We start from the raw sequence: 16395 nt of genomic DNA on the forward strand, positions 1-16395 counted from the left end.
CAGGGGAACCTCCCCTGGCCGCCGGTCCGCTCCCCGCCCAATGCCCGTGCACGAAGGAGATCACCATGCGCCGCACCAGCGTCAGAATCGCCGCCGCCGCCGCTGTCCTCACCGCCGCCCTGGCCGTCACCGGTCCGGGCGGCAGCGCGCTGGCCGCCGCCCCGGCCACCACCACCGCCTCCGGCAGCCTGGCGGTCCAGGAGGACAGCACCTTCCTGCAGAACGCCGCCTCCAACGGCATCCTCGCCATCGCGCTGCCGAACGCGACCCCCGGCTTCAGCGCCGCCACCGGCTTCTCGGCCACCTTCCCGGTGACCGGCGGCGCGGCGAACCTGAACGGGTTCTACGGCACCGTCCAGCTCGGCGGCGGGCTGCTGCTGGTGAACGTCACCAACGGCCGCACCGTCATCTTCACGAACCTGTCCTTCAACGCGGGCCAGTGGGCGGTCACCGGCGTGCCGCTGGGCCAGACCACCCCGGTGAAGCTGCTCGACCCGGCCCGCCCGGTCATCACGGCCGCGGGCGCCACCCAGACCCTGACCTCCAGCGACCTGGAGATCGACGCCCAGGCCGCGAGCTACGCGGACACCAACCTCGCCACCACCTTCTTCACCGCCCGCCAGCACGCGGGCACCGGCGTGCTCACCTTCACCGCGGGCAGCTGACCGACGCGGACCCCTGCCATCGGGGCCCGGTTGGGGCCTCGTACATCTGACCGGCCATCAAGCGTCATATGCCCATGGGCGAATGGACTCACGGGAATCCGTGGGTCCATTCGCATGCCAGTACCCATTGCAGGCCCCGTACTCGTCGCACGCCCGCACCGTGCACTGCCGGAGGTTCCCTCATGAGAGTCCGAGACCGAAGCCCGAGAGGGCTCGGGTGGTGGGCCAGAGCCTGGCTGTCCACCACCGTCGCCTGGGCGGTCCTCGCCCTGCTCGCGGTGCTGCCGCTGAGCCTGGGCACCGTCCAGTCGGCTCGGGCGGACTCGGGGCCGGTGACCGTCCAGGGGCCGGCCCTCTGGCAGCCGGCCAAGGGGACCTACGGGCCGAACGGCAGCGTGACCGCGGCCGCGACCGGCAATCTGACCGACCAGGTCGTCCACGTGTCCTGGAAGGGGTTCACCCCCAGCGTCTACACGGCCAACGGTGCGCAGGCCACCAACGTCCAGCCGCGCAGCAGCACGGTGCGCTACGCGGTGCGCGTCTACGAGTGCCGCGGGACCGACCCGCAGGTGACGGACTGCTACGGCTCGACCCTCTACGGCGGCGACCGGACCAAGGGCTTCCAGCAGCCCGGACGCCCGGCCGGCACGACCACGCCCGACCTGCCCACGAACATGGTGATGGGGGTGACCGGGGCGGACGGCACGGGGGCGGCGGACATCGAGACCTGGACCTCGCAGCAGAGCCCCTCGCTCGGCTGCGACTCCATCCACCCCTGCTCGATCGTGGTGGAGCCCAACTACGGTGGCGACAGCCGCGGTCTCACCGCCTACCTGGGCCACGACAAGACCGGCGCGCTCCACTGCGACGTGCACACCTACGACACCGTGAGCGGCCTCGACCTGGCCACCGACTCGGAGCTGTTCAGCCAGAACTACGTGAACCGGAACGCCTCGGGCGAGGGGTGCGCCTGGAACGAGCGGACCGTCGTGCCGCTCTCCTTCGCACCGACCGCCGACAGCTGCAAGGCCGCGAGCGCGGACTTCGCGACCGCCGGCCTGCCGATGGCCGAGCGCGCGATCCAGCAGTGGCGGGCGGGTGCCTGCCTGGCCGCATCGCCGATCTACGCGGGCTACACCTCCCAGGGCGAGCCGCAGGCGCGGCAGACCTTCCTCGGGGGCGGTGGCGCCGAAGTGGCGCTGACCTCCCGGCCCGACACCGCCCCGGCGCCCCGGCCCTACGTCTACGTGCCGCTCGCCAACTCCGCCGTCTCCGTGGTCTTCGAGGTGGACGACCCGGCAACCGGCCGGCAGATCCGGCAACTGCGGCTGAACGCACGGCTGCTGGCCAAGGAGCTCACCCAGTCCTACTCGCAGTCCCCGGCCGGTTTCGCGCCGGCCTCGGTGGCCGGCAACCCGCGCTGCCTCTTCGAGGACCCGGAGTTCCTGGCGCTCAACCCGGCGAGCTCGATCGCCCCGCTCCAGTGGCCGGCCTGCGACACCAGCAACCCGCAGAGCCTGCCGATCGTGGTCGGCAACTCGACCGACATGGTCCACCAGCTCACCGGCTGGATCGCGGCCGACCCCGACGCGGCCGCCTTCCTGCAGGGCTCGGCCGACCCGTGGGGCATGCACGTCGACCCCTACTACCAGCGTCCCGCCTTCTCCGGCTACCCGGTCGACACGCTGATCCCGCAGGACAGCACCGGCTACGTCGGCCCGCCGCCGGCCGGTGCGGACAACCACATGAAGCAGTACGAGTGGTCGCCGGTGCTCAGCGGTCTCACGGACACCGTGCGACACCTCCTGTCGGACCAGCCGACCTGCCTGCTGGTCCTGAAGGACGGCACCGGCTCGAACCCGCACTGCCCGGCCCCCTTCGTCGGCCAGCGCCAGCTGATCGGCATCATCGACAGCGCCGACGCCGAGGCCTACAGCCTGCCGGAGGCCCAACTCCTCAACCAGCAGGGCTCCTTCGTGGCGCCCTCGATCGGCTCGATGCAGGCCGCCGTCAACGACATGCCGGTGGACCCGAAGACCTACACCCAGCAACTGCCTTACGGCGCACCGGGGACGAGCTACGCGAGCGACCCGAACGCCTACCCGCTGACCATGGTGCAGTATGCGATGGCGCCGACCTCCGGCCTGAACACCGCCAAGGCGACGGCGGTCTCGCAGTTCCTCCAGCAGGTCACCGACCTCGGGGGCGGCCAGCTCTACGGCAGTGCGCCCGGTCGGCTCGGGCCCGGCTACACCGATCTGACGCCAAGTCAGCAGGGCTTCGCGCAGGACGCCGTCCAGCACGTCGCGGCCCAGGACAGCGCACTGCCGGGCAACCAGACCGGCCCGACCCCGCCGCCGACCACCCCGCCCGCGACCCCGCCCGCCAGCGCCGCGGCGACCCCGCCCGCGAGCACCCCGGCCACCCCGGTCACTGCGGTGTCCACCGGCGACCAGCCGTCCGCGCCCGCGGCGGCCTCCCAGCCGGACACCTCCGGGGGCACGGCAGGAGGCTCCGGTCTCACCGCCGCGCCCGCCGACTCCGGCTCCGGCAACGGCCTTTCGGGCCAGGGCACCGACACCGGCGGTGGCCTCGGCACGGGCGCCGACGGCGGCTCCGGTGCGACCCCGCCCGCCGACGCCGCCCCGTCCACCGCCTCCCCGGCCGCCACGGCCTCGCCCGGTCCGAGCACCACCGAGCCCGCCACCGCCCCGGTCGCGGTGATCGGCACCCCGGCGCCCGACCGGGCCGGGGTGGCCCGGGTGCTGCTGCCCGTGGTGCTGATCACCGGCGCGGTGCTGCTGGTCGGCGGCCCGGCGGGGCTGGTCCTCGGCGGGACGCCGGCCGGGGCCCGGGTGGTCGCCAGGCTGCGGGGCGCCATCGGCCGCGGCGGACCGTCGGCCTAGGGCCTGCCCGTCGCCCGTCGCCCGTCGCCCGCTGCCCCGGTCCGCCGGTCGGCCGGCCCCTCCGTTCCGGGGGCCCGGCCGACCGGCCCGAGGACCGCCCTTCCCCGGCTGGCCGGGGACCGCCCATCCCTTCGGAGCCGGAGAGCAGATCCGCCATGACCACTGCACCGCCCGTGACACCCCCGCCACCACCCCTGCCGCCGGGCGCCGCCGAGCTGGACCGCCCGCGCCGGATCACCGCCCCCGCCACCCGCGGCGACCTGGTCTTCCGGATCGTGCTGCGGCTGGCCGGCTACTCGGTCTTCGCGATCATGGGGCTGATCGCCGCCTTCCTGCTGATCCGCGGCAGCGACGCGTTCCGGGCCACCGGCTGGTCCTTCCTGACCACCCAGAAGTGGAGCCCGGCCGCGCACGTCTTCGGCATCGCGGCCGTGCTGCCGGACGGCGTGCTGATCGCGGTGGTCGCGCTGGTCTTCGCGGTGCCCGTCTCGCTGACGGCGGCGCTGTTCATCGCCGAGTACGCGCCGGTGCGGCTGCGCCGCCCGCTGACCACCATGGTCGACCTGATGGCGGCGGTGCCGAGCATCATCTACGGCCTGTGGGGGTTCTTCTTCCTCCAGCCGCGGATCCTCGGCCTGGTCCGCTGGATGGCGCTGCACCTGGGCGGCGTGCTGCCCTTCCTCAAGGTGCGCACCGGGGACATCGGCACCTCCTACACCTCCTCGACCTTCATCGCGGGCCTGGTGGTGGCGCTGATGATCATCCCGATCATCACCTCGCTCAGCCGCGAGGTCTTCTCGCAGGCCCCGCAGGGCGAGCGGGAGGGGGCCTACGCGCTGGGCAGCACCCGGTGGGGCATGGTCCGCTCGGTGGTGCTGCCGTTCGGCCGCGGCGGGGTGATCGGCGCGGTGATGCTGGGCTTCGGGCGGGCCATGGGGGAGACCATCGCGGTCGCCCTGATCATCTCGCCGGCGTTCAAGATCACCGGCCATGTGCTGGAGGCGGGGGCCAACTCGATCTCGGCGCTGATCGCGCTGCGCTTCAGCGAGTCGGACGGGATCTCGCTCTCCGCGCTGATGGCGGCCGGCCTGGTGCTCTTCGCGCTCACCCTGGTGGTCAACGTGCTGGCGGGGGTCGTGGTCGCCCGCTCGCGCTCCGGCGCCTCGACGGCGGACTGACCGCGATGGCCCACACCGAACCGCGCACCGAGAAAGGCTCGCCACCCGTGACCACCGTGCAGCTCACCGGGACCTCCGCGCCCGTCCCTGCGCCGGCCGCCGCGCCCGCGGCGCCCGAGCGCCGCCGCAAGCTCGGCGGGGTCACCCGCGCCGAGGTGGGCACCCTGTTCGCCGCCCTGGCCGGCTCGCTCGCCCTCGACTGGCTGCTCTACGAGCGGCTGCTGCCGTTCAGCGGGGCGCAGGGCTTCCTGATCCTCTGGTACCTGCTCTTCCTGGGCTTCAGCTACGCGCTCGGTGTGCTGCAGTGGCCCAGGCCGGTGGTGCGCGAGCGGCTGGTCGCCCTGGTCGCCTGGAGCTCCGGGCTGCTGCTGGCCTTCCTGATCGTCGAGCAGCTCGGCTTCCTCGCGGTCCGCGGCCTGCCCGCGGCCGAGCACGCCAACTTCCTGACCCAGACCATGAACCGCACCTCGGCGACCTCGGCGATCAGCTCGGGCGGCGCGCTGCACGCGGTGGTCGGCACGCTCGAACAGCTGGGCCTGGCCACGCTCTTCGCGGTGCCGCTGGGGATCGCGGCGGCCGTCTTCATGTCCGAGGTCGGCGGCCGCACGGCGCGGCCGGTGCGCACCCTGGTGGAGGCGATGACCGCGCTGCCGTCCATCGTCGCGGGCCTGTTCGTGCTCGGCGTGGTGATCCTCACCTTCGGTCTGGAGCCCAGCGGCTTCGCGGCCTCGCTGGCGCTCACCGTGATGATGATGCCGATCGTCACCCGGGCCGCCGAGGTGGTGATCAGGCTGGTCCCCGGCACGCTGCGGGAGGCCTCCTACGCGCTCGGCGGCAGCCAGTGGCGCACCGTGTGGAACGTCGTGCTGCCCACCGCCCGCCCGGGCCTGGCCACCGCGGTGATCCTCGGCATGGCGCGCGGGGTCGGCGAGACCTCGCCGGTGCTGCTCACCTCGGGGGTCACCGCCGGCTTCAACGGCAACCCGTTCGCCGGCCACCAGATGAGCCTGCCGCTGTTCATCTGGACCTACGTCCGCCAGCCCTACTCCGCCATGGTGGCCCGCGGTTTCGCCGCCGGGCTCACCCTGATGGTCGTGGTGCTGGTCCTCTTCGTCACCGCGCGCCTGATCGGCGGCCGGCGTCCGGGCGACCTGAGCGGCCGTCAGCGCCGCAGGATCGCCCGTCGGGCGGCGGTCCGCCGATGAACAGACGCCGCGTCAGCACATCCACCGCCTTCCGTACCGGAGGAACCGCCATGCCGTGGGCCACCGCTCACCGCCCCGCCCGCGCCCCGGGCGCCCGTCGAGGGGCCGGCCGGACGCCGGCCCTGCTGCTCTCCTTCGCGCTCACCGTCCTCGTGCTGCTGCTCGGCCAGGGCACCGCCTTCGCCGGCACCACGCTGAACGCCGACGGTTCGAGCTGGGCGGGTCCGGCCATCGAGAAGTGGCGCACCGACGTCGCCAACCAGGGCATCAACCTCAACTTCAACCCGAACGGCTCGGCGGCGGGCCGCCAGCAGTGGGAGAACGGCCAGGACGACTTCACCGCCTCCGACGTGCCGTTCCGCACCGCCACCGACAACGGCGCCTCCCAGGACCAGCACGGGGCCGGCGTCGGCAACGCGGAGAACCCGACCTACGGCTACTCCTACGTGCCGATCACCGCCGGCGGCACCGCCTTCATGTACAACCTGTCGATCGGCGGCAAGCAGATCACCGACCTGCGGCTGTCCCCGGACAACATCGTGGACATCTTCACCGGGAAGATCACCTGGTGGGACGACCCGAAGATCAAGGCCTCCTACCCCAAGACGCTGCCGCACATCCAGGTCACCCCGGTGATCCGCTCCGACGGCTCCGGCGCCACCGCGCAGTTCTCCCGCTGGATGGAGCACACCCACCAGGCGCAGTGGGACCAGTACTGCCAGAGCGTCAACCAGGTCGGCTGCGGCGACTACACCGAGTTCTTCCCGCCCTCCGGCCGCATGATCGCGCAGAACGGCTCGGACCAGGTGGCCCACTACATCGAGCAGCCCGCCGACACCGGGGCGATCGGCTACGACGAGTACGCCTTCGCCCTCACCAGCGGCTGGCCGGTGGTCAAGGTGCTCAACCCGGCCGGGTACTACACGCTGCCCACCGCCTCCAACGTGGCGGTCGCGCTGACCGCCGCCAAGATCCGCGGCGTCGACGACAACACCCCCCCGACCGACCCGGACTTCCTGCAGCAGGACCTGGACGGCGTCTACAGCAACCCGGACAAGCGCTCGTACCCGATCTCCAGCTACAGCTACGTGATCGTGCCGCGGGCCGGGGCCGCCCAGCCGCCACCGCCGCGCTTCAACGACGCCAAGGGCGCCGCGCTGAGCCAGTACCTGGACTACGTGCTCTGCGGCGGCCAGGCGACCGGCAAGAGCGGCATCGACTCGATCGGCTACTCCCCGATCCCGCGCGGGCTGGTGCGCGGCGGGCTGCTCCAGGTCACCCACATCCCGGGCTACAACGGCAACGTCGACCCCAACACACTGAGCAACTGCCCCAACCCGACCTTCGACTCCTCGGGTCAGCTGACCATCCTGACCAACGCCCCGATGCCCAGCGAGTGCGACCACCAGGGCGCCCCGCTCGGCTGCGACCCCGGCAACCCCACCGGGAACCCGACCGGTTCGGGCAGCGGCGGCAGCACGGGCGGTGCGGGCGGCTCGGGTGGCGGCGGCGGTACGGCCGGCGCAGGCGGTACGGGCGGCAGCGGCGGCTCGGGCGGTGCGGGCGGCAGCGGCGGCGGCTCCACGGGTGGTGCGGGCGGTAGCGGCGGCTCGGCCGGCCGGGGCACCGGCGCCACCGGCAAGCCGGGTGCGGGGACCGGCGGTACCAGGAGCGGTACCGGCACCACCGGTGGTGGCGGCGGCTCCACCGGCAACGCCGGGGGCTCTGGCGGCGGCGTCGGCGGTGCGGGCGGCAGCGGCGGCTCGGGCGGTACGGGCGGTGCGGGCAGTGGCGGCGCCGGCGGCGGGACCACCATCGACCCGCAGACCGGCCAGGTGGTGCCGGACGGTGGCGGCGGCGGTGCCAGCGACGTGGCGGCGAGCGTGGTCAACGTCGGTGGCCGGCCGCAGAACTGGGCGCTGACCACGATCACCGCCGTCGAACTGCTGGCCGTGGTGGCCGTCCCGCCGTTCCTCGGCGGCTGGCTGCGCCGCCGCCGGTCGGCCGGCTCCACCGGGGGCCCGCGATGAGCCCGGCCGGCGCGCCCGCCACGGCCCCCACGGACACCGGCGCCGGCGCCACCGACGACACCGTGGTGCTGGAGCGGATCGTCCCGCCCGCCGGCGGCACCGAGCCGCCGCCGGCCGCCGGGCCCTCCCCCCTGCGGCGCCGGCTGCTCCAGGCGGCCTGGGCCGCCACGCTGCTCGCCGCCCTGCTGCTCGGTTTCGCGGTCTACCTGGCCGCGCTCTCCCCGTTGCAGGAGATGCACTACCAGGCGGCGGCCTACCAGACCTTCCGCTACCAGCTCGCCCAGGCCACCGCGCCGGTCGGCACGGCGGCGGACGGTGCGCCGGTCGCGATCCTCGACATCCCGCGGATCGGCCTGCACCACGCCGTGGTGGTGGAGGGCACCACCGGTCGCGACCTGATGCGCGGACCGGGCCACCGGCGGGACACCGCGCTGCCGGGCCAGGCCGGGGTCAGCGTGCTGTTCGGCCGCGGCGCCTCGTTCGGCTCACCGTTCGGGCGGCTGTCCGAACTGCGGGCCGGCGACCGGATCTTCGTCTCCACCGGGCAGGGCCGGTTCAGCTACACGGTCAACGCCTACGGCGACGGCGGGCACCCCGTCCAGGACGCCGCCCCCGACCGGATGGTGCTCACCACCAGCGACTCCGGCTGGATCCCGACCGGCACCGTGCAGGTCGGGGCACGGCTGGACGGCGACCCGCAGCCCAACCCGCTGGGCCGCCCCGCGCTGTCCGCCGCGGACCACGCGCTGGCCCAGGACACCGGGGCGCTGGCCGCCTTCCAGCTCTGGGGCGCGGCGCTGCTGGGCACGGTGCTGCTGGCCACCCTGGCGGTGCGCTCCTGGCACCGGCGGGCGGCCTACCTGACCTTCGCGCCGGTGCTGGCGGCGCTGCTCTGGGCCTGCTACGAGAACGCCGCAGCGCTGCTGCCGAACCTGTACTGAGCCGCCGCCGAACCTGTACCGAGCTGCTGCCCGACCGCTACTGAGCTGTTGAAAGGACCCGCCCGATGACCACCACCGTCCCCCGGGAGCCCCTGGCGGCGGAGCCGGCCCGGCTCCGCGGCCTGGAGACCCGGGACATCTCCGCCTGGTTCGGCTCGCACAAGGTGCTGGAGCGGGTCTCGCTCACCATGGCGGCCGGCGAGGTCACCGCGCTGATCGGGCCCTCCGGCTGCGGCAAGTCGACCTACCTGCGCATCCTCAACCGGATGCACGAGATGGTGCGCGGCGCCCAACTGGCCGGCGAGGTCCTGCTGGAGGGCGAGGACGTCTACGCGCACGGCCGCCGGCCGGCCGAGGTGCGCCGCCGGATCGGCATGGTCTTCCAGCGCCCCAACCCGTTCCCGGCGATGTCGATCGCCGACAACGTGGCCAGCGGGCTGAAGCTGGCCGGCATCAAGGTGAGCCGGGACCACCGCGAGCACCTGGTGGAGGACAGCCTGCGCCGGGCCGGGCTGTGGCACGAGGTGAGCAGCCGGCTCGGCACGCCGGGTGGCGCGCTCTCCGGCGGCCAGCAGCAACGGCTGTGCATCGCCCGCTCGTTGGCGGTCGAGCCGGAGATCCTGCTGATGGACGAGCCGTGTTCGGCGTTGGACCCCACCTCCACCCGCCGGGTCGAGGAGACCATCGCCGAGCTGCGCGGGCGGCTGACCATCGTCATCGTCACCCACAACATGCAGCAGGCGCAGCGGGTTTCGCAGTCCTGCGCGTTCTTCCTGGCCAGCCACGACACGCCGGGCCGGATCGTCGAAGCGGGCCCGACCGGGCAGTTGTTCGCCGATCCGGTCGACCAGCGCACCGCCGACTACGTCAACGGGCGCTTCGGCTGAGCGCGGTGACGTGACGTCAGGAGACGCTGCCGGCCCGGGTGATGAGCTCCTCGATCACCCGGGCCACGCCGTCGTCCTGGTTGCTCAGGGTGTGCTGGGCGGCGGCGGCCAGCACCTCGGGGTGGGCGTTGGCCACCGCGTAGGAGGTGCCGGCCCAGGCCAGCATCTCCAGGTCGTTGGGCATGTCGCCGAAGGCGACCACCTCGCTGCGGTCGATCCCCCGCTCGGCGCACCAGCGGGCCAGCGTGCTGGCCTTGGTGACGCCGCGCGCGCTGATCTCCAGCAGCGCGATCGGGCTGGAGCAGGTGATCTCGGCCAGCTCGCCGATGGCCGGGCGGCCCTCGGCGAGGAAGCTGTCGGGGTCGAGCCCCGGGTGCTTGGCCAGGATCTTGTAGCAGCCTGCCGCGGCTCCCGCGGCGGTGTCCGCCGTGGCGTCGGCCAGCAGCTCCCGGGCCGGGGCCACCGCGAAGGCCTCGTCGTCGCCCCACATCAGCGCCTCGTACTGCGGCTCGCGGGTCAGGCCGCCCGCGGACTCGAACGCGAAGGCCGTGTCGGGCAGTCGCTCGCGCAGCCGGTCCACCACCGCACGGGCGTCGGCGGCGGCGATCGGGAAGGTCTCAAGCAGCCGCTCGCGCCGCACGTCGAAGACCGCCCCGCCGTTGGAGCAGATCGCCACGCCGTGGCCGCCGATGTGCTCGCCCAGCAGCCGCAGCCAGCGCGGCGGGCGGCCGGTGACGAAGACGACCTCGATGCCGGCGTCCTCGGCGGCGGTGAGCGCAGCGGCGGTCCGCGGTGAGACGGTGCCGCCCTTGCACAGCAGGGTGCCGTCGAGGTCGGTGGCGATCAGTCGGGGGCGCGCGGCTGCCTGGGTCACCCGTCCATCCTCGCAGGTGCCGATCGGGCTCCCGGGGGCAACGGCAAAGGCCGACGGCGCGCGGTCAACCCCCGTGTGACCGCGCGCCGTCCCAGTGCCGTCTATTTTGTTGGACGGCATGCGCTGAAACATACGCTGAACCCTCCCCGGGCTGTCAACCGTGATAACGGAGAGTAGCGGTTGACCAGGGACTTTCCCGTTCGCTCGTCGTCCGCGTCCATTTCAGTGGATACTGGGGCCTTCAACACGAACAGCGTCAAGTGCCGGAGCGCAGGGGTGGGTCGCGGTGTACCCCGCGGATCGGGGGATCAGGGAGTGGCGATGTCGATGCCCGAGCAGGCCGAGGACCGCCGGCGCACCATCGCGGAGAGACTCGACCACCTCTTCCAGGAGATCCATCCCGCCGGCCGCGGCCCCTTCAGCTACCACGAGGTCGCGCAGGCGATCCGCGAGCAGGCCGGGCCGGACGGTCCGACCGTCTCGCACGGCACGCTGCAGCAGATCCGCACCGGCGCCAAGACCAACCCGACCGTGAAGACGCTGGAGGCCGTCGCGGCCTTCTTCGGGGTGCCGGTCGGCTACTTCCTGGACGACACGGTGGCCGAGCGGGTGGAAGCCCGGGTGCGCGAGCTGAAGGCAGGTCCGGGCAGCGGTGGCCGGGCCGCCGGCGCCGGTGCGGCCGAACCGGCCGGTGGGAGCGCTGCCAGCAGCGCGCGGCCCCCTTCGCCGGCTCCCGCGCCGACCCCGGCCGACGAACTGGCCGACGTGCTCGCGGACAGTGACATCCGCGCGGTCGCCTTCCGGCTGGCCGGACTGTCGCCGCGCGCGCTCAAGGGCCTGCGGGCGATCGTCGACCAGGTCCGCGCGGTGGAGGGCCTGCCCGAGGTGGGCCGCACCAAGCGCGGGCGCGGACGGGACCGCTGACCCCGCTCCCGCCCTCCGTACGGCGCCCGCTCCCGGTGAAGGAGCCGGGGCGCAGCCCGCACCGCACCTGCACAGCGCCACACGTGACCGTCGCTCCACGGAACGTTTAAGCTACAGGCTCGAACGTCCGGGAGCGGCTGGCGGGCCGCGGCGGTCGGGCGGCGGCACGGCGACAGTGGAGAGGGCAGGCGGCCATGAGATGGCGCAGGCAGCCGCGGTCCGAGTTGTCCGATCTGGTGGACCGGCTCGTCGTCCCCACCCCCTTCGACCTCACCGAGTTCTGCGCGGCCATCGCCGAGGACCGCGGCCGTCCGCTGCACCTGGTGCCGGTGGAGAACGCGGCCGGTGCCGACCTGCCGTGCGGACTCTGGGTCAGCCTGGACACGGCCGACCTGATCTTCTACGAGGCGGGTGCGGCGCCGATCCTGAAGACCCAGATCGTGCTGCACGAGATCTCGCACATGCTGCTCGACCACGTCTCCCCCGAGGCGGGTTCGCTGACCTCGCTGGTGGCGCCCGCCGAGTCGGCCGGTCCCGCGCTCTCGCCCGAGGCGGTGAGCGCGATCGCCACCGCTGCCGCCGCCGCGATCGAGGCCGAGGCCGCCGCCCGGGCCGCGGACCTGGAACTGGGACTGGCCACCGACCGGCTGATGGCGCTGCTGGCCCGCGACGGCTACGGCAGCCGCCAGGAGGCCGACGCCGAGTCGCTCGCCACCCTGATCCTGGAGCGGGCCACCCGGGTCGGCGCCGAGGCCGTCTCGCCCTGCTCCACCGAGGTGCTGTCCCGGCTCAACGACGCCCTGGGCCACCCGGCCCGCCGCACCTGACCCACGCCGACCGCCACCCACCTGAATCCGGCCTCCCTGATGACCTCCCCGCCGCTCGCCCTCGCCGCCCCGTTCGCGCACCCGCTGGCCGCCGCCGCCCCCGCCGCCGACACACCGGTGCCGCTCTCCCACGTGGTGGTGCTGGCCATGCTCTGGCTGGTGACCGCCTGGCGGCTGCCGGCGGCCGTGCGCAACCCGCGCCAGCGGATGCTGTGGACCGCCTTCGCCGGCGTGACGGTCATGGTCACCCTGGGCCTGCCGGGCCTGACGGCCTGGGTCGACACGAGCACCGGTCTGCCCAACGTGGTGGTGCCGATCAAGCACGTGATCGGTCTGGTCGCCTGCGCGGCGATGGTCGCCTTCGTCGCCCAGACCGCCCGGCCCGACCTCGCTCCCCGGCTGCGCCGGCCGCAGCTGGCCGTGCTGCTCGCGGCCCAGAGCGGCCTGGTCGTCTGCTTCACACTGATCCGGCAGGACGGCGAGGTCACCGACTTCTACCAGGCCTACCCGGGATCGGTGCCGGCCGCGCTGTACGCGCTGATCGTGGCCGGCTACCTGGGCTCCGCGATGGGCGTGACCAGTTGGCTCTTCGGCACCTACGCGCGGCGGGCCGGGGCCGGCTGGCTGCGCAGCGGGCTCCGGGTGCTCGCGGCGGGCTCGGCGGCCGGCCTCGGCTACTCCGTGCTGCGGGTCTGCCAGGTGCTGCTGGAACTCGATGCCCGGCCGATGTTCCTGCCCGCCTCGCTGCTGTACGGCATCGAGTGGCTGGCCATCGCGCTCGTCCTGCTGGGCAGTTCGATGCCGGCGGTCGGGGTCGCCCTCGCCGCGCTGCGGGCCTGGCGCACGGTGCGCCGGCTGCAGCCGCTGTGGGCCTCGCTCACCGCGGCGGTGCCCGAGGTGGTGCTGACCGCCCCGCTCGGGCGCAGCCCCCGGGTGCTGCTGCACCGCCGGGTGATCGAGATCCGCGACGCGGCCCTGGTGCTTGCCGGTCACGCCGACGACGAGCTGCGGGCCCGGGCGGACCGAGCGGCCACCGCCGACGACGCCGCTCCCGGTTCGGGCGAGGCGCTGGCCGAGGCGCTCTGGCTGCGCGTCACCTGTGCGCAGCGGCTGGCCGGCCGCGTCCCGGCCGGCGGCGCCGTCGCGGACCCGCCCGAGCTGACGGCGGCGGCGGGCAGCTTCGCGGAGCTGGACTTCGAGACCGAGACCCGCCGCCTGCTGCGCCTCGCGGCGGCCTACCACTCCCCGGCCGCGGAGGCCTTCACCCGCGCCGAGAGCCCGCAGCCCGCCGCCGGGAGGTAGGGCCTGCCCCATCCGCCACCCGGGGGCCGCCCAGCGGGCGGTCCTCCGCGGCTGACGGCCCGCCGGCCCACCGAGAGCGCCCCGGCCACTCCAGCCGCTCCGGCCCACCGGAAGCGCCCGGGCCCGGCGGCAGCGACGGCCGCCGGGTCCGGGCCGCTCACGGGGCGAGGTCGGGTTCGGTGCCCGGCTCCGCCCCGGGCCGGCCGCGCCAGTCCCCGGAGCCCAGCGGCAGCCAGCCCGCGCCGTCGCAGTCCGCGCAGTTCTCGCCCACGTAGCTGGTACCGACCACGATGACCTGCCGTCCGTCGTGACGGACCGTCGCCCTGGCCCCCGTCCGGGGCCGGGTGCGCACCCCCTGGCTGCAGCTGGGGCACTGCATGCGGAACCGCTCGAACCCGGCCGCGCCCGGTTGCTCGCTCGCTTCGCTCATGCGACCCAGTGTTCCTCGGTCCCGCGCCCTTACGCCCCGCCCCCGCTCAGTCCGTGGCCATGGCCGGGTCGCTGGTGCTCGCCGCCCCGGTCTCCAGGTGGCCGCAGAGGCGGCGCAGGAAGGCGGCGTCCTGGTCGGCGGTGACCGCCAGGTCGTACCAGCCGCTGCTCTGCCCGGTGCGCGCCCGGTGCGTGGCGTGGGCGCCCGCCCGCAGCCGGTACTGCGCGGGCTGCTCCTTGCCGTAGCCGTCGGCGACGGTGAGCCGCACGGTGCTGTCCCCGTCGTTGGTCAGGGTCACCACCAGCTGCCCGCTGTCGCCGTCCTGGCAGGCCGTCACCGTCACCGCCGCGCCGCCGGGGCGGCCGGTGAGCCGGCGCTGGAAGCCGTTGGGGCCGTGCACGGTGAAGTCGTAGCCGTCCGGCCCGTTTTTCGCGAGGCTCCAGTCGGCCGACAGCTCGCGCCCGGCCTCCACCGTGTAGCTCCACGGGCCGTCCGGCTGCGACCGCGAGGTCACCAGGAAGTGCGCACCGGCCCGGCCACGGCTGGCGAAGTCGATCCGCAGCCGTCCGTCGGAGCCGATCCGACCGTCGGCCTCCAGGGTGTACGGCAGCGCCCGCGCCGGCCGCAGTCCGCGCTCCTGCCGGGGCAGTTGCGGGTCGGCGGGGGGCACCGGCTTGTAGTCGGGGTGCCGGTTGTCGTCCGGCGGCAGGTAGCCGCTGGTGTCGGGCAGGCCGGGGACCTGCGCGTCCGGGGTGCGGAAGTCGAAGGCCGCGGTGAGGTCGCCGCAGACCGCGCGGCGCCAGGGCGAGATGTTCGGCTCGTGCACCCCGAACCGCCGCTCGATGAACTGGATGATCGAGGTGTGGTCGAAGGTCTGCGAGCAGACCGAACCGCCCTTGCTCCAGGGCGAGACGACGAGCATCGGCACCCGCTGCCCCAGCCCGTACGGACCGGTGGTGCTGGAGTCCCCCGCGGCCGGGGTGAAGAGCTCCCCGGTGGTGTCGACGGTGGAGCGGCCCTGGGCCGCGGTGGCGGGCGGGTACGGCGGCACCACGTGGTCGAAGAAGCCGTCGTTCTCGTCGTAGGTGATGAGCAGCGCCGTGCGGCTCCATACCTCCGGGTCCGCGGTGAGTGCCTCCAGCACCTGGGAGACGTACCAGGCGCCGTAGTTGGCGGGCCAGTTCGGGTGCTCGGTGAACGCCTCGGGGGCCACGATCCAGGAGACCTGGGGGAGCCTGCCGCCCGTCACGTCCGCCCGGAGCTGGTCGAAGAGGCCCTCGCCGCCCTGCGCGTCGGTGCCGGTCCTGGCCTTGTCGTAGAGCGGCTCGCCGGGCTTGGCGTTGCGGTACTGGTTGAAGTAGAGCAACGAGTTGTCCCCGTAGTTGCCCCGGTAGGCATCCTCTATCCAGCCCCAACCACCCTTCGCGTCGAGTCCGTTGCCCACGTCCTGGTAGATCCGCCAGGAGACCCCGGCCTGCTCCAGCCGCTCGGGGTAGGTGGTCCACGAGTAGCCGGCCTCGGCGTTGGTGACCACCGGTCCGCCGCCGCGCCCGTCGTTGCCGACGTAGCCGCTCCACATGTAGTACCGGTTGGGGTCGGTGGGGCCGATCAGCGAGCAGTGGTAGGCGTCGCAGATGGTGAACGCGTCCGCCAGCGCGTAGTGGAAGGGGATGTCCTCGCGGGTGAGGTAGGCCATCGTGGTCGCGGTCTTGGCGGGTACCCACTGGTCGTACCGCCCCTGGTTGCGGGCCTGGTGGCTGCTGTTCCAGTCGTGCGCGAGGTCCTGCAGGAACTGCAGCCCGAGGTGGTCGGCAGTGGGCCGGAACGGCAGCACGTCCTTGCTGCCGTCCGACTGGTACCAGACCGGCTTCCCGCTCGGCAGCGTCACCGGGCGCGGATCCCCGAAGCCCCGCACGCCGCGCAGCGTCCCGAAGTAGTGGTCGAAGGAGCGGTTCTCCTGCATCAGGACGACGATGTGCTCCACGTCCTGCAGGCTGCCGGTGCGTCGGTGGGCGGGAATCTCGGCGGCGCGCGCGATGCTGGTCGAAAGCGCGGACAACGCGGCCGTACCACCGGCCATCTGGATGAACCGGCGACGATTGATAGCGCTCATGGCTGTCCTGTCCCGTACGGTGCCCCGGAGCGGCACGAGTGCTGAGACAGTGTCATGAGACGGCCGGGAACTCACGGCGGAACGCGGGGAGATTTCGCGGAAACCTTCCGCCG

At 73.9% G+C, this 16395-nt stretch carries 13 protein-coding genes; 10 read left to right on the plus strand and 3 right to left on the minus strand.

All coding sequences use genetic code 11. The features are described 5' to 3' along the window. The first annotated feature begins 65 nt into the window (after positions 1-65). The 7 genes from OG294_RS21415 (at position 66) to OG294_RS21445 (ending at position 9812) form a co-directional block, all read left to right on the plus strand. The gene (locus OG294_RS21415) at positions 66-665 is read left to right on the plus strand and encodes a hypothetical protein (RefSeq protein ID WP_327068130.1); all 600 of its coding nucleotides are present in this window, start codon (positions 66-68) and stop codon (positions 663-665) included. 182 nt (positions 666-847) lie between these two features. Beyond that, the gene (locus OG294_RS21420) at positions 848-3571 is read left to right on the plus strand and encodes a hypothetical protein (RefSeq protein WP_327068131.1); all 2724 of its coding nucleotides are present in this window, start codon (positions 848-850) and stop codon (positions 3569-3571) included. A 155-nt stretch (positions 3572-3726) separates the two neighbouring features. After that, entirely contained in the window at positions 3727-4749 is a 1023-nt protein-coding gene (gene pstC / locus OG294_RS21425) for a phosphate ABC transporter permease subunit PstC (RefSeq protein WP_327068132.1), read from the plus strand. A 47-nt stretch (positions 4750-4796) separates the two neighbouring features. Beyond that, on the plus strand, positions 4797-5954 hold the full coding sequence (gene pstA / locus OG294_RS21430) for a phosphate ABC transporter permease PstA (protein ID WP_327068133.1): 1158 nt from the start codon (positions 4797-4799) through the stop codon (positions 5952-5954). Positions 5955-6004: 50 nt separating this feature from the next. Beyond that, complete coding sequence (locus OG294_RS21435; protein WP_327068134.1) at positions 6005-7984, plus strand: substrate-binding domain-containing protein; 1980 nt, start codon at positions 6005-6007, stop codon at positions 7982-7984. Beyond that, complete coding sequence (locus OG294_RS21440) at positions 7981-8925, plus strand: sortase (RefSeq protein ID WP_327068135.1); 945 nt, start codon at positions 7981-7983, stop codon at positions 8923-8925. The genes OG294_RS21435 and OG294_RS21440 overlap by 4 nt, the downstream gene beginning before the upstream one ends. A 65-nt stretch (positions 8926-8990) precedes the next feature. Continuing rightward, positions 8991-9812 carry a phosphate ABC transporter ATP-binding protein gene (locus OG294_RS21445; protein ID WP_327068136.1) on the plus strand — a complete coding sequence of 274 codons (822 nt, stop codon included), beginning with the start codon at positions 8991-8993 and terminating at the stop codon, positions 9810-9812. 16 nt (positions 9813-9828) lie between these two features. Here the strand turns inward: OG294_RS21445 and OG294_RS21450 are convergent, their stop codons facing one another. Continuing rightward, positions 9829-10686 carry an HAD family hydrolase gene (locus OG294_RS21450; RefSeq protein WP_327068137.1) on the minus strand — a complete coding sequence of 286 codons (858 nt, stop codon included), beginning with the start codon at positions 10684-10686 and terminating at the stop codon, positions 9829-9831. A gap of 321 nt (positions 10687-11007) precedes the next feature. Here OG294_RS21450 and OG294_RS21455 point away from each other — a divergent pair, with 321 nt between their 5' ends. The 3 genes from OG294_RS21455 to OG294_RS21465 all read left to right on the plus strand — a co-directional run bounded on the left by OG294_RS21455 (position 11008) and on the right by OG294_RS21465 (position 13739). Beyond that, on the plus strand, positions 11008-11610 hold the full coding sequence (locus OG294_RS21455) for a helix-turn-helix domain-containing protein (protein WP_327068138.1): 603 nt from the start codon (positions 11008-11010) through the stop codon (positions 11608-11610). A gap of 194 nt (positions 11611-11804) precedes the next feature. Next, complete coding sequence (locus OG294_RS21460) at positions 11805-12437, plus strand: hypothetical protein (RefSeq protein WP_327068139.1); 633 nt, start codon at positions 11805-11807, stop codon at positions 12435-12437. Between the two features lie 39 nt (positions 12438-12476). Further along, positions 12477-13739, plus strand: a complete 1263-nt coding sequence (locus tag OG294_RS21465; RefSeq protein ID WP_327068140.1) for an MAB_1171c family putative transporter — start codon at positions 12477-12479, stop codon at positions 13737-13739. Positions 13740-13896: 157 nt separating this feature from the next. Here the strand turns inward: OG294_RS21465 and OG294_RS21470 are convergent, their stop codons facing one another. Both OG294_RS21470 and OG294_RS21475 read right to left on the minus strand, forming a co-directional pair. After that, entirely contained in the window at positions 13897-14169 is a 273-nt protein-coding gene (locus OG294_RS21470) for a hypothetical protein (RefSeq protein ID WP_327068141.1), read from the minus strand. Between the two features lie 46 nt (positions 14170-14215). Beyond that, positions 14216-16282 (minus strand): phosphocholine-specific phospholipase C, encoded by a 2067-nt coding sequence (locus OG294_RS21475; protein WP_327068142.1) that lies wholly within the window; start codon positions 16280-16282, stop codon positions 14216-14218. Between the last annotated feature and the right edge of the window lie 113 nt (positions 16283-16395).

This window comes from Kitasatospora sp. NBC_01302 (assembly GCF_035976515.1).
GTDB lineage: Bacteria > Actinomycetota > Actinomycetes > Streptomycetales > Streptomycetaceae > Kitasatospora.